The sequence below is a fragment of the Actinomadura oligospora ATCC 43269 genome, assembly GCF_000518265.1.
Taxonomy (GTDB): Bacteria; Actinomycetota; Actinomycetes; order Streptosporangiales; family Streptosporangiaceae; genus Spirillospora; species Spirillospora oligospora.
In genome coordinates, this window is record NZ_JADG01000019.1 from 55,208 (window position 1) to 68,440 (window position 13,233).

A 13,233-nucleotide genomic window follows, 5' to 3' on the forward strand; every position below is an offset into this window, starting at 1 on the left:
CGCCAAGGCAGTGGCGTCCGCGCCGGACGGGGAGTAAGGATGCACGGGTGACCTTCCCACCGGGTACCCCGCCACCGAGCTTCTCGTCCGGGCACGTCCCGCCCGGCGGGCACGCCCCGCACGAGCACCTCCCGCCCGCCGGGCATGTTCCGCCCGCGGCGGCCTCGGACGAGTGGACGAGCGTGGACGCTCAGCACCGGTACGAGGAGCCGCGGCCGAAGGCGGTGCTGCCGGGGCCGTGGTTCCGGATCCAGGCGATCCCGGCGCCCGAGCGCGGCGCGTCCGCCGAGGGGGACTTCGTGAGCGTCCTCCCGGCGGCGCTGTCCGCCGCGGGGCTCGGACGGCCGTTCGTCGTGGGGTGGATGTCGCGCGGCGGCGGCGCGCCGCTGGAGCTGGTCACCAACGCGGGCCCGGTCGGGCCGGGCGGCGGGCTGCTGTTCCCGTCCGGCGGGCGCGGCGTCGCGGTCGGCGAGGAGTGGCTGGACCGAGCCGAGCGCATGGTCTGGACGCGCTGCCCCGGACGCCTCGCCCCGCCCGGACCGTCCGCCACGGGTGATCCCGGAACCGGCCCCGGGCTGTTCGAGTCGACCCTGGTCACCCTCATGGAGCGGCCGTTCGGCTGGTTCGTGGTCGCCGACCCGTGCGACGAGCGCGAGGTCGACGCCGAGATGCGCGAGCTCCACCACGAGCTGCGCATGCTGCGCCGCGGCGAGGACGAGCAGGCCCGCCTGGCCGTGGCCCGCGCCGACCGCCGTCTCGCCGAGCTGGACGCGTTCCGCGAGGCCGGGCTGTGGCGGGTGCGGGTCCTGGCGGGCGCCGCGTCCGAGGCGGAGCTCGCGCAGATCGCGCCCGTCCTGGTCGGGTCGCTGGAGCTCGGCCACCACCCGTACCGGCTCCGGTCGGGGCACGCCACCGGGGGCTTCGCCGAGACGCTCGCCCCGGAGGCGGCGCCCGACCGTTTCGACGCGTCGCGGGAGCGGTTCGGCGTCGCGGCCGTCCTGCCGGACGCCGAGCAGCGGTTCGGGTTCACCGCGACCGCGGGCATGCTCGCCGCCCTCGCCGGGCTGCCCCGCCGCGAGGTCCCCGGCCTGCGCGTGCTCGACGCGGGCTACTTCGACGTGACGTCCGAGACCGGCGAGGAGACCGGCGACGGAACCGGCGAGCCCGGCGCCGAGGCCGCCGGGGACGCGATCGGCCTCGGCGACATCCTGGACGGCCAGGACCGCGTCGTCGGCCGGTTCGCCGTCCCGCGCTCGACCGTGAACCGGCACGTGTTCGTCACCGGCGCGACCGGCGGCGGCAAGTCGCAGACCGTCCGGCACCTGCTGGAGCAGCTGACCCGCGCGGGCGTCCCGTGGCTGGCGATCGAGCCCGCCAAGTCCGAGTACGCCTCGATGGCGGGCCGGATCGCCGACCTCGGCGCGAAGGTCACCGTGGTCAACCCGTCCGACCCGGGCGCGGTGCCGCTGTCGGTGAACCCGCTCGCGCCCGAGCCGGGCTACCCGGTGCAGGCGCACATCGACATGGTCCGCGCGCTGTTCCAGGCCGCGTTCGACGCCGAGGAGCCGTTCCCGCAGATCATGGCCCAGGCGCTGCAGCGCGTGTACGAGGCGTGCGGCTGGGACGTGGTGACCGGCGGCGGCGTGCCCGGTTCGCTGATCGAGCCGACCGTCCCGACGCTGGAGCAGCTGCAGACCGCGGCCCTCCAGGTGATCCAGGACGTCGGGTACGGCCGCGAGCTGATGGCCGACGTGCAGGGTTTCGTCGACGTCCGCCTCCGCTCGCTCCGGATCGGCTCGGCCGGACGCTTCTTCGAGGGCGGCCACCCGGCCGACATCGGGGGGCTGCTGCGCGACAACATCGTCCTCGCCATCGAGGACGTCGCGAACGACGAGGACAAGGCGTTCCTCATGGGCACGCTGATCATCCGGATCGTCGAGCACCTGCGGATGCGGGCGCGCGAGCACGGCCAGGCCAAGGGCCTGCGGCACGTGATCGTGATCGAGGAGGCGCACCGCCTGCTCCGCAACCGCGGCCCCGAGCGGACGTCGTCGCACGCGGTCGAGCTGTTCGCCGGGCTGCTCGCGGAGATCCGCGCCTACGGCGAGGGGATCGTGGTCGCCGAGCAGATCCCGACCAAGCTCGTCCCGGACGTCATCAAGAACACCGCGCTCAAGGTCGTGCACCGGCTGCCCGCGTTCGACGACCGGCACGTGGTCGGCGCGGCGATGAACCTGGACGCCGACCAGTCCCGCGAGGTGGTGTCGCTGCGTCCGGGCGTCGCGGCCGTGTTCGCCGACGGGATGGACCGTCCGCTGCGGGTCCGGATCCCGCTCGGCGAGGGCCGCGAGGAGGTCCGGCCCGGCCCGCCGCCCCCGGTGGACGGCCGCCGTTCGGCCGCGTGCGGCGGCGAGTGCCGGTCCGGGCGCGCCTGCACCCTGTACGAGCTGCGCGAGGCCGACCTGCTCGCCGCGAACTCCGACTGGGCGTGGCTGCGGCTGTGGGCCGAGACGCTCGTCCTCGCGCACGTCACGGGCCGTCCGCTGCCCGCCGTCCCGGCCGAGCTCGGCCGGGCCTGGTCGCGGCTGGCGCAGCGGCTGCGCGAGTGCACCCTCGCGACGGTCGTCGACCGCGCCGTCACCCGCCGGTCCCGCGCGCTGCGCACGGCGTTCCCGCCCGCCGACCTGACCTCCGTCGTGGCCGGGGTCGGCGCGAGGCTGCTCGGCGGCGCGCACGACCTGTCGGGCGGACGGCCCGGAGCGCAGTGGGTGATCCCGCAGGTCCGCTGGCTGCACGAGCTGGACCGGCTGTTCCCCTACGGCGCGGGCGCCCCCGACAAGCACGCCCTCGCGCCGCCGCTCGACTTCCGCCTGCCCGGCCTGCGGGACGTCCCGGACGCGCGCCTCGGCCACCGCCTGCGCGACCTGCGCCGCCACCCGCTGTCGATGGAACTCGCGGCGAACCGCCCGCTCGCCCTGCTGGCGCTCGGCGGCGAGGACGACCACGCGGCCTACTTCGCCGATCTGTCGCTCGTCACGATCGGCATGGAGGAGGACGAGCAGATCGACCACATCGCGTCCGCGATGCGCGTCGAGTCGTGGCTCGAACCCGTCCTGAGCTGGCCGGACCGTTTCGTCGCGCCCTTCGAGGACCCGTCCGCCGGGCTCCCCTTCCTCACCGCCTGACACGAGGTCCCGCCGGGCCCGGCGACGGTTTCGTCACGATCGCGGACCGGGTCTCCCGGTATGCGGTGAGTGATGGGTACTTTCTTCCTCCCCCTGCACGCCGGAGGTCGGATGGTCACCGTCGCCGAAGGTACCGCGCCCGCGTTCGGGCACGTTCGTCCCGGGCCCGCGCCGTCCGCGCGGCCGATGCAGAGCACCACGCGCCACCTCTGCGCGGCCGTGTACCTGAACCGCGCCGTCTGCGCGGCGGTGATCGACGAGTACCTGAGGGACGAGCACCGGGCCGTCGTGCCGTCCTTCGGCTTCGACCTCGAACCGGTGATCCGGCACGCGCTGCGCGCCCGGCGGCTGCGGATCTACCGCGACGCGCTGCTGGTCGTGGCCTGGACGCTCACCTTCTTCCTCGCGCCCGGCATCACGGTCGGCCTCGGATGGGTGCTGGTCGCCCCGACCGTCGCGGCGCGCGTCCGGTGGCGGTCGCTGAGCTGGCAGTGGCGGGTCGTGGTCGCGGGGGCCCTCGGGGCTCCCGCCCTCTACCTGCTGAGCGCGCTGTTCGCGATGAGCCTGTTCAGCGCCTCGACGGCCGCGCGGATCGTCAACGACGGCTTCGGAACGGCGAACGACCCGTTCCAGGGCGAGCATCCCGGCGCGACGCTGGTCCTGGCCGTCCTGCTCTTCGCGCTGATCTACTTCGGGCACCTCGCGCTGCTGTTCTGGACGCTGTCCCGCGAGCTCGCGCCCGGCGCGCACGGGCCGGGGCCGCGCGTCCTCAGCCCCCGGGTGAACGTCCTGCTGGAGCGGATCCGCGCCGCGCAGCTCGGCAACGTCACGCTGTACTCGGGCGACAACCCGTTCGTCGGCGCGGGCCCGGTCCGGTCGGACCTGACCCGGGCGTGGTCGATCGTCCTGGAGCTCGACCGGCCCGGCGCTGATCCGCTGACCGGGGAGTCCGGCGGCGACCCCCTGTCGATGGACGCCCCCGGACGGCCCGACCCGATGGCCATGCACCGGCGCGTCCAGGAGAGCGTCCGCGCGATGCGGGACGAGTGGCCGCCCAGCCCGGACGGCACGCCGCCCGAGCGCGGCTCCTGGCTGCCGCCGAACGAGCGCGTCGTCGGCCTCAACACCGGCTGGCACGTGGTCGCGCCGGGCCTGTGCGAGCAGTGGGAGCGGCCGGTCGGGGCGTCCGACCCGCGCCCGTTCAGCGGCCACCCGCTGATCGACGCGTCCGCGCGGCTGCCCTACTCGCTGGCCGGGGACGAGGCGGTGGACGCGCTCGTCCGGCACCCGCAGGGCGCGGTCCGCTGCTACCAGCGGATCACCGTCGGCGCGCGGTCGCAGCCGGTGCTGCGCCGCGACGGCGGCCCGCTCGCGCCCGCCGCCGACCGCGACCAGGCCCTCACCACGTTCGTCTACCTCGCCGTCGAGGGACGGATGCTGTACGGCCAGTTCGTCGCGGCCGTGCTGCCGCCCGTCCGGCCCGAGTTCCGCGTCGTGGACCTGCTGTCGGCGTGGAGCGTCCCCGTCCTGCTGGGGCAGGTCCTCGCGGCCGGGTGGCGCGGCTTCGCCGAGGCCGCCCTGCTTCCGCTGCCGAGGACCGTCTCGGCGCTGTGGGGGATGGCGGGCGGGGTGCTCGCGGCGTCCTCGGGCGGCGATCCGACGGCGCGGACCGTGCGCGACTACGGCTCGCGGCTCAGCGTCCGCGAGCTGGTGGCCGACACCGACCTGCGCGACTTCCTGCAGGTCACGGACGTGGACAAGTACGCCAAGCTGATCGAGCGGCGGGTCAACGAGGCGCTGCTGGACTACCTGGACACCGAGTGCGGCGTGGACGTGTCGGCCTACCGAGAGCAGGCCGGGACCCTCCTCAACCAGGGCGTGATCATGACCGGCGGACGGGTCGACGGGCAGATCGCGGTCACGGGACGAGGCTCCCGCGTCCGCCAGGCCCAGGGCGTGAACCCGTAGACGAGAAGGAGAGCGGAATGGGACGGCGCGGCGACGACCGTGGAGTGCGCATCGGCGGGAACGCCCGGGTGTCCGGGCAGATCTCGACCGGCGACGACAGCGTCCAGATCCAGGGCGCGCGGAGCGGGGAGGACGACGGGACGGCGGGTGCGCTCGACCGCGTCGCCGACCTGATCGACGCGCACGAGGCGGACCTTCCCGAGGCCGCCCGCGCCCGTCGCGACCTGGCCGACATCCGCGAGGAGGCGGAGGCCGACGACCCCGACGGCGACCGCATGTCGGGCGCCCTCGAACGCCTCGCCCGCCGCGTCGGGGGCGTCGCGGCGCTCGCCGAGGCCGTCCACGTCCTCGCGGGCCAACTCGGCGTCGGCTGACCGGGCGGACCAGGACGCGCGGCCTGGGGCTAGATCCCGGCCTCGCTGCGGGGCGACAGGCCCGCCTTGGTCGCGACCGGGTTCCACAGGCCGATGAACTCGCGCTTGGCGTCGGTGGCCTGCTGGTTGACGTCCGCGACGTCGGAGTCGGACGGGCAGCCCGGCGACAGCTCGATGTACTTCGCGTTGGACGCCACGGACGCCTGCAACGCGCGGACCAGCGCGTCCTTGAGCTGCTGGCCGCCGTCGACCGCGCTCACGTCCAGGCCCTGCGCGGTGGACAGCTCCGACTGCCGCTCGCCCTTGATCCGCTGCAGCCCGGCGGTCTCGCACCCGTCCGTCAGGACGGTCTGGAGGTTGCCGCGCGTCGAGGACATGTCGTCCAGCAGGGAGTTCACCTTGCCCGCCTGCTCGGTCAGGTCACCGCTCGGCGAGGACGCGGTCGGCGACGGCGTCTCGGACGGCTGGCCCTGCGTGGTCACCTGCGACGTCTCCTGCGTCGTCGCGGGGGAGGTGCTGCCCGCGCGGTCGGCCTTCCCCGAGCCGTTCGGCCAGAACACGATGCCGAGCGCGATCGCCGCGAGGACGACCAGCCCGGTCGCGATCAGCAGGTAGGGCGGGCCCTTCTTCCTCTCCGGCGGCGGGGGCGGACTCCACACCTGCGGCTCGGCCGCCCACGGCTCCGGCGACAGCGTGATCGTGTGCTCGCCCGGCACGCCGGGAGCGTCCGGCGGCGGAGGAGGCGTCGCGGACAGCCCCGCCCCGCCACCCCACGGCTCAGGCGGCGGCCCATACGCCGCCCCCGGGTCATACGCCGCGTTCGGGGCGTACGCCGCACCAGGGTTGTACGCAGCGCCCGGGTCGTAAGCGGCGTTCGGGTCGTATGCGGGGCCCGGATCGGCGGACGGTCTCGGCGCGGGCACGCCCGGGTCGTACGCCGTCGGCGGCGACGAGTACCCCGCGTCGAGCTCGGTCTGCTGCTGTTGCCCGTGCCCGAACTCCTGCGGCGGACGTCCGAAATCGTGCTCGCCCGGAGGCGCGGACGGCGCCCCGTACTCGCCCGGCCCATGCTCGGGCGCCCCGGACTCAGGCGTCCCGTACTGGGACGAACCGTACGGGGACGACTCGTGTCCAGGACGGCCGTACTCGGCCGGGTACGGCGCTTCGTTCCCGGCCGGATAAGGGCCGGGAGCGGGCTCGGGAGCACCCGGTTCGGACGGCCACGGAGGCGACGACGGCCAGCCGTCATCGCGCCGGGTCGCGTCACCGGTGGGGGACGCGCCGTCGTTCAGGGGCGCGTCGCACCGGGTGCAGCGGGGGAGCGCCGGAGTCGTGTCGCTACCGCAGGCAGGGCACCGCATGAAAGCCCCTCACCGTCAGGGTCCGTCGCGACCAACCTACCGTGACGAACCGCACAGGGGGATGCCCCCGCACGGCCCGCGACCTGGTTGTGATCAGTCGCTCACCTGCGGCTGCGCCCCGAACCGCGTGACGCGGCCGTCCGGCGCGACCCCGGCCCGGCCTCCAGCCTGGCCTTCTGCCTGGACTCCGGCTCAGACTCCGGTCCAGCGCCGGGCGGGCTGGCCGGCCTTGCGGGCGACGGGGTTCCACAGCTCCACGAAGGTCTTCTTCCCGCTGGTGGCGCGGCGCTCGGCGTCGGCGCGGCCGGGAGCGTGGCCCGCGTCCGGCTTCGGCTTGCCCTTGCAGCCGTGCTGCGACCGGGTGGCCCAGGTCAGCAGGGCGCTGTCCACGTCCAGGGACGCCTGGAGCGAGTCGTGCAGGGTCGAGCGCAGCTTCTCGCCGCGGTCCAGCTTGTCCACCTTCAGGGCCTGGGTGCGCTTCAGCTGGTTCTGCCGCCGCTGCGCGACCTCCCGGAAGGAGCCGACCGCGGCGGGCAGGTCCTTGCAGGCGCGGGACTGCGCGAGGCCCCGGACCAGCGTCCGCTTGGTGTCGGCGCTGGCGTCGAGGATCGCGTTCAGCGCCTCCGCCTGCTGCCGGGTCGCCTCGTCGACCTTGATCTTGCTCTTCTGCGCGACCGGGGAGTTGGAGGTGTTGGGCGCCGCGTCGCTCTTGCCGCCGCTCGGCCACAGCACGACCGTGACCGCGACGACCGCCGCGACGACGAGCGCGCCGACGCCGATCAGCAGCGGCTTGTTCGGCTTCTTCCCGCCTCCGCCCCCGGGCGGCGGACCGCCCTGGAAGCCCTGTTGTCCGTAACCGCCCTGGTCGAACCCACCCTGGCCGAACCCGGCGTCCTGCTGGCCGCCGAACCCACCCTGGCCCAGGCCACCCTGCTGACCGAAGTTGCCCTGCTGCCCGAAGTCGCCCTGCTGGCCGAAACCGGCGTCCTGCTGGCCGAACCCGCCCGGCTGCTGGCCGAAGCCACCCTGCTGCTGGCCGAAGTTGCCCTGTTGCCCGAACCCGGCGTCCTGGCCGAACCCCTGCTGCTGCCCGAAGCCGCCGGGGCCGGGCGGGACGGAGCCCGCGTCGATCATGGCGGTCGGCTGCTCGCCGCCGCCCTGCTGGAAACCGCCCCCGGCGGGAGGCTGCTGGCCCCAGCCCTGGTCGGCGACCGTGTGCTGCGGCTGCCACTGCTGCGGCCCGGCGGGCTCGGACGGCTCCTCCGGACGGCGCGGCTTGGCGTACCAGGACTCCGGGACGATCGACTCGGCCGGGTTCTCGGCCGCGCCGTCCTGCCAGTTCTGCGCCGGGGAGGCCGCCGCCGCGGACACGGCGGGCGACGGCGCGATGATCGTCTTCATGTCGGACGGGTGCGGATCGGCCGGCGCGGCCGACTTGTGCTCCCCGGACTCGGCGGGGTCGAACACCCACGCCGCCGTGGACTCGGGGTCACCGGCACCACCGGACGGGCCGGAGTCGGACGACGCCCAGGCCGGGGCCGGCGGCGGGGGCACGTCACCCCCGGTCCCACTGGCGGGCGGCGCGGGCGCGAGAGCGGGCGGCGCGGACAGCGGCATACCGGGCTGCCCGCCGCCGAACCCGGCCGGAGGAGCGCCGGGGCCCGCCTGCCCGCCGGGGCCCGCCGCGAGGGCGCCGGGGCCGGGGACGACCATCGTCTGCTCGCCGAACCCTCCGCCCGCCGCTCCGGGGGGCCCGCCCGTCCCGCCGGCGTTAGGTCCCGCGCCACCGGGGTTCTGGGCGGCCGCCGCACCCGTCGGCGTTCCGCAGTTCGCGCACCTGTCGAGCGTCCCGGCCGTGGTGGACCCGCACGTCGGACACTGCATCGCTCAGACCTCGCTTGTCGCCGCTTCGCACGCCTCGCGGCCCACGCCCTCCACGGGGCGGACCCTCCCCACACCGGCCGCGGGGTATTCGACAAAAGGTACTGCGTACCGTCGGTCGCGTACGCGGTGACGGGAATCCGCGGGGCCTTCCTTCGGCCGCCGTCGCAACGTCACCGGGGCTGGCACCGAATCACGACATGTCGTCCAGGGTCAAGGTCGGCCGCCGAGGTTTACCGCGACCCCGTGTGATGCTCGTCGCATTCTCCGCCCCGGCCGTCCCCCCGGCTCCCCGGCCGGACCCGGGCAGGTGATCACACCCACGACGAGCCCCGCCCGGCACCGACTACCCTCGGGAAGGTCGCTGAGGCGCCCCAGAGACACGGAACAGAGAAGACGGAGTTCATGAGCGATCTTCCGCTGCGTTCGCAGCTGGCCGTCGCACTCGGTCGTACGGCCGCGAAGATGTCCCGGATGGCGGGCAAGGGAGACGGGTCGGTGATCGGCGGGAAGGTCGGCCTCCGGCTCGACCCCGAACTGCTCACCCGGCTGTCCCGGGACCGCAAGCTCGTCCTCGTCTCGGCCACCAACGGCAAGACGACGACGACCCGGCTGATCACCTCGGCGATGACGCCGCTGGGGGAGGTCGCCACCAACGCGTTCGGCGCGAACATGCCCACCGGGCACGTGTCGGCGCTCGCGTCCGCGCCCGCCGCCCGGTACGGCGTGCTGGAGTGCGACGAGAAGTACGTCCCCATGGTGCTCCGGGAGACCGGCGCCAACCTGGTCGCGCTGATGAACCTGTCCCGCGACCAGATGGACCGCGCGGCCGAGATCTGGCTGCTGGCGGGCAAGTGGCGCAAGGCCCTCGCCGAGTCGCCGGGCACCCACGTCATCGCCAACTGCGACGACCCCCTGGTGACCTGGGGCGCGGCCACCGCCAAGTCGGTGACGTGGGTCGCCGCGGGCCAGCACTGGCGTGAGGACTCCTGGTGCTGCCCCGAGTGCGGTGGTCCCCTCGACCGCCAGGAGGGCGAGGAGAACTCCGACTGGGCGTGCCGCCAGTGCCACTTCCGCCGCCCCCGCCCGGACTGGGTGCTCCACAACGGCGCGGTCTACGACCCGCACGGCCGCGCGTTCCCGCTGGACACGATCCAGCTGCCCGGCCGGGCCAACCGGTCGAACGCGGCCGTCGCGCTCGCGGTGGTCGCGCAGTTCGGTGTCCCGCCGGAGCAGGCGCTGCCGCTGCTGGCGACGGTGAAGTCGGTCGCGGGCCGGTACACCAGCGTGGAGGCGCAGGGCCGGACGCTGCGGCTGCTGCTCGCCAAGAACCCGGCGGGCTGGCTGGAGGCGTTCGACGTCCTCAAGCCCGCGCCGTCCCCGCTGATCCTGTCGATCAACGCGCAGGGCCCGGACGGCCGCGACACCTCCTGGCTCTGGGACGTCGACTTCCGCCTCCTGCGCGGACGCCCGGTCTGGGTCGGCGGCGAGCGCCGGATCGACCTGGCCGCCCGCCTCGAGGCCGCCGACGTCCCGTTCACCCTGGTGGACGACGTGGAGCAGGCGATCCTCGCCGTCCAGCCGGGACACCTCGACGTGATCGCCAACTACACCGCCTTCCAGAGCATCCGAACGAGGTACGGCCGTGTCGTCTGACCGTTTGAAGATCGTCTGGATCTATCCGGACCTGCTGTCCACCTACGGCGACCAGGGCAACACGATCGTCCTGGAGCGGCGGGCCGCGCTGCGCGGCATCCCGACCGAGACCGTCCACCTGCGCTCGGACGAGCCGGTCCCCCCGGACGGCCACATCTACCTGCTCGGCGGCGGTGAGGACCGGCCCCAGATCCTCGCCGCCCAGCGGCTGCGCGCCGACGGCGGCCTGACCCGCGCCGTGGAGAACGGCGCGGTCGTCTTCGCGGTCTGCGCGGGCTTCCAGATCATCGGCCACGAGTTCGGCGGGGACGAGGGGCAGCCGCTCCCCGGCCTCGGCCTGCTCGACATCCGCTCGTTCCGGGGCCAGCGGCGCGCGGTCGGCGAGGTCGTCTCGGACGTGGCGTCCGAGCTGCGCGTCCCGCGCGTGACCGGCTTCGAGAACCACCAGGGCGCGACCAGCATCGGCCCGAACGCGCGGCCGTTCGCCAGGGTCGTGTCCGGCATCGGCAACGCCGACGGGCAGGGCTTCGAGGGCGCCTACCAGGGCCACGTCCTCGGCACCTACATGCACGGCCCGGCGCTCGTCCGCAACCCGGCGCTCGCCGACCTGCTGCTGACCTGGGCCGTCGGCCGCGAACTCCAGCCCGTCGACGACTCCTGGGCCGGCCGCCTCCGCGAGGAGCGCCTGGCTGCGGTGCTCGGCGCGGCACCTGCTTAATGGGTTTCGGGCCGCCAGGCTCGCCTGGCGGCTCGCCCGGCGGTCCGAAACCTGTGCGAGTGCGGCATCGCTTCGCGATCAACCGCGCAGGGGCTCGCCTGCGGCGTCGCCCCTGCGCGGTTGGTAACGCACTCGCGCCGGTTGAGGTCGTCGCGCCGACTCTTTGGGCCTGGCGAGGTTGATCAAGCGCTGCGACGCTGCGAGGCATGATCTGCTGCCTGGTGAGCCGCCGCGATGTTCTGCGGCTGAGTGCAATCGCGGCGGGGTTCACTCTCGTCCCGGCGACCGGGGCGCTCGCGGCGGACGCCGTCGCGGCGGTGAACCTGGAGCTGGTCACGCTGACCGAGACCGGCGCCGTCCTGACCTGGTACACCGGCGTCCCCGGGACGGACGACGGGCTCGGGCGGATGAAGCCCACTCCGGCGGACGCCGAGGTCCGGTACGGGACGCACCCCGCGCGGCTGACCAAGGTCGCGCACGGGCCGTCCGGGACGCCGTACCACCACGTCGAGCTGCACGGACTCGAACCGGGCCGCACCTATTACTACCGGGCGTCGTCCCGAGGACGGGCCGCGTCCGCGACGCCGCTGACCGGCGGGACCGCCGCCGGGACGCCGCGCGGCGACGGGATCTTCGCGTTCACGACGCCGCAGCCGCCGCCCGGACGGTTCCTGTTCGCGGTCGCGCTCTGCAACGACCTGCACCTCGGCGAGACCGTCGCGGGCCTGGTCGGCGCGCTCCCGTGGATCAAGGGGATCTCGCAGGTGCCCGGCCATCCGCCGTACCCGGAGATCATGGCGACCGCGCTGGTGGACGACGCGAAGGCGCGCGGCGCGACGCACCTGCTCGCCGCCGGGGACGTCAGCGCCGAGGCCGCGCCCGCCGACCTCGCCCGCGCCAGGGGCCTGCTCGACCGGTTCGGCGGGTACGGCGCCGACTACCTCGTCACCCGCGGCAACCACGACCGCGCCCACGACGGCCACCCGTCCTGCACGCCCGGCCGGTGGCAGGGGAACGACTGCTTCGGCGACGCGTTCTTCCAGGGCCGTCCGACCTACTTCTCCCACGAGCTGAACGGCCTGCGGGTCATCGGCCTCGACACCTACGACAAGCCCGGTGACGGAGGCGACGCGGGAGGGCTCGGCCGCGACCAGTTCGCGTGGTTCCAGGACGAGCTGAAACGCGACCCGGACCGTCCGACGCTGGTGTTCGGCCACCACCCGCTCTTCACCGAGAACGACCCGCTCGCCCTCACCGGGACGCACTCGCTCGACGCGGGCCAGTCCCTGCGGATCCTCGCCGCCTACGACCGGACGCCCGGCGTGCTCCTGCACCACGCGGGCCACACGCACCGGAACCGGCGCTCGGTGTTCCCGCTCGCGCCCCGGGTCGTCCAGCAGGAGGTGGCCGCCGTGAAGGAGTACCCGGGCGGGTTCACGCTGCTGCGCGTCCACGAGGGCGGGTACGCGCTGAACTTCTACAAGACGCGCGCGCCGCTCGCCCGCGAGTGGAGCGAACGCAGCAGGCAGGAGCTGTCCGGGATGTGGCCGCGGCTGTCGTTCGGCGACCGGATCGCCGACCGCAACAGCGTCGTCCGCCGCGACCTCTCCGGCCTCGGCTGACGCTCGGCCCGCGCTCAGCGGCACAGGTTGACCGGCGCGCGGGTTTCAGTAGACGAGGGCCTGGACGCCGTCGGTGGTGACCTCTTCGACGAACGTCGGGGCGCCCGCGATGCGGATGCCGGGGATCACGTCGTCCGGGCCGATGTCGCGGCGTCCGGCGCACTGCGTGCAGAGCGTCACCCGGCCGCCCGCGAGGATGACCTGGAGCAGCTCGTCCAGCGGGGTGGCGAGCGGCAGGTTCAGCTCGGCGGCCCGGCCCGGCAGGGCGTACCAGGCCGACTCGCCGGTCAGCCACAGCGAGACGGGGACGCCGCTGGCGACGGCCGCCGCCGCGACCGTGAACGCCTGGTTCACCCGCTCCGGGCCGTCCGCGCCCGCCGTCGCCTTGATCACCAATGAACGCGCCATACCGGGCACTGTAGCCGGGCGCGCCGTCCCGGCCCGGAACGTCCCGCCGGTTAGGGTGGG

Annotated in this window: 9 protein-coding genes; 6 read left to right on the forward strand and 3 right to left on the reverse strand. The window is 74.7% G+C overall.

Translation table 11 applies throughout. The features are described 5' to 3' along the window. Positions 1-47 precede the first annotated feature (47 nt). The 3 genes from P696_RS48490 (at position 48) to P696_RS0127190 (ending at position 5,527) form a co-directional block, all read left to right on the forward strand. On the forward strand, positions 48-3,185 hold the full coding sequence (locus P696_RS48490; protein ID WP_245627823.1) for an ATP-binding protein: 3,138 nt from the start codon (positions 48-50) through the stop codon (positions 3,183-3,185). Between the two features lie 72 nt (positions 3,186-3,257). Then, positions 3,258-5,153 carry a hypothetical protein gene (locus tag P696_RS0127185; RefSeq protein WP_157429943.1) on the forward strand — a complete coding sequence of 632 codons (1,896 nt, stop codon included), beginning with the start codon at positions 3,258-3,260 and terminating at the stop codon, positions 5,151-5,153. 17 nt (positions 5,154-5,170) lie between these two features. Next, positions 5,171-5,527 (forward strand): DUF5955 family protein, encoded by a 357-nt coding sequence (locus tag P696_RS0127190; protein WP_026414785.1) that lies wholly within the window; start codon positions 5,171-5,173, stop codon positions 5,525-5,527. Between the two features lie 29 nt (positions 5,528-5,556). Here the strand turns inward: P696_RS0127190 and P696_RS56250 are convergent, their stop codons facing one another. After that, the gene (locus P696_RS56250) at positions 5,557-6,888 is read right to left on the reverse strand and encodes a hypothetical protein (protein ID WP_157429944.1); all 1,332 of its coding nucleotides are present in this window, start codon (positions 6,886-6,888) and stop codon (positions 5,557-5,559) included. A 192-nt stretch (positions 6,889-7,080) separates the two neighbouring features. Continuing rightward, entirely contained in the window at positions 7,081-8,772 is a 1,692-nt protein-coding gene (locus tag P696_RS0127200) for a hypothetical protein (RefSeq protein WP_157429945.1), read from the reverse strand. 402 nt (positions 8,773-9,174) lie between these two features. Here P696_RS0127200 and P696_RS0127205 point away from each other — a divergent pair, with 402 nt between their 5' ends. The 3 genes from P696_RS0127205 to P696_RS0127215 all read left to right on the forward strand — a co-directional run bounded on the left by P696_RS0127205 (position 9,175) and on the right by P696_RS0127215 (position 12,765). Continuing rightward, positions 9,175-10,425, forward strand: coding sequence for a MurT ligase domain-containing protein (locus tag P696_RS0127205; RefSeq protein ID WP_026414788.1), 1,251 nt, complete (start codon positions 9,175-9,177; stop codon positions 10,423-10,425). Beyond that, the gene (locus P696_RS0127210; protein ID WP_026414789.1) at positions 10,415-11,143 is read left to right on the forward strand and encodes a type 1 glutamine amidotransferase; all 729 of its coding nucleotides are present in this window, start codon (positions 10,415-10,417) and stop codon (positions 11,141-11,143) included. The genes P696_RS0127205 and P696_RS0127210 overlap by 11 nt, the downstream gene beginning before the upstream one ends. A 206-nt stretch (positions 11,144-11,349) precedes the next feature. Beyond that, the gene (locus P696_RS0127215; RefSeq protein WP_026414790.1) at positions 11,350-12,765 is read left to right on the forward strand and encodes a purple acid phosphatase family protein; all 1,416 of its coding nucleotides are present in this window, start codon (positions 11,350-11,352) and stop codon (positions 12,763-12,765) included. A gap of 45 nt (positions 12,766-12,810) precedes the next feature. On the opposite strand, the gene P696_RS0127220 is transcribed toward P696_RS0127215, so the two are convergent. After that, the gene (locus P696_RS0127220) at positions 12,811-13,173 is read right to left on the reverse strand and encodes a DsrE family protein (protein ID WP_026414791.1); all 363 of its coding nucleotides are present in this window, start codon (positions 13,171-13,173) and stop codon (positions 12,811-12,813) included. Positions 13,174-13,233 lie beyond the last annotated feature (60 nt).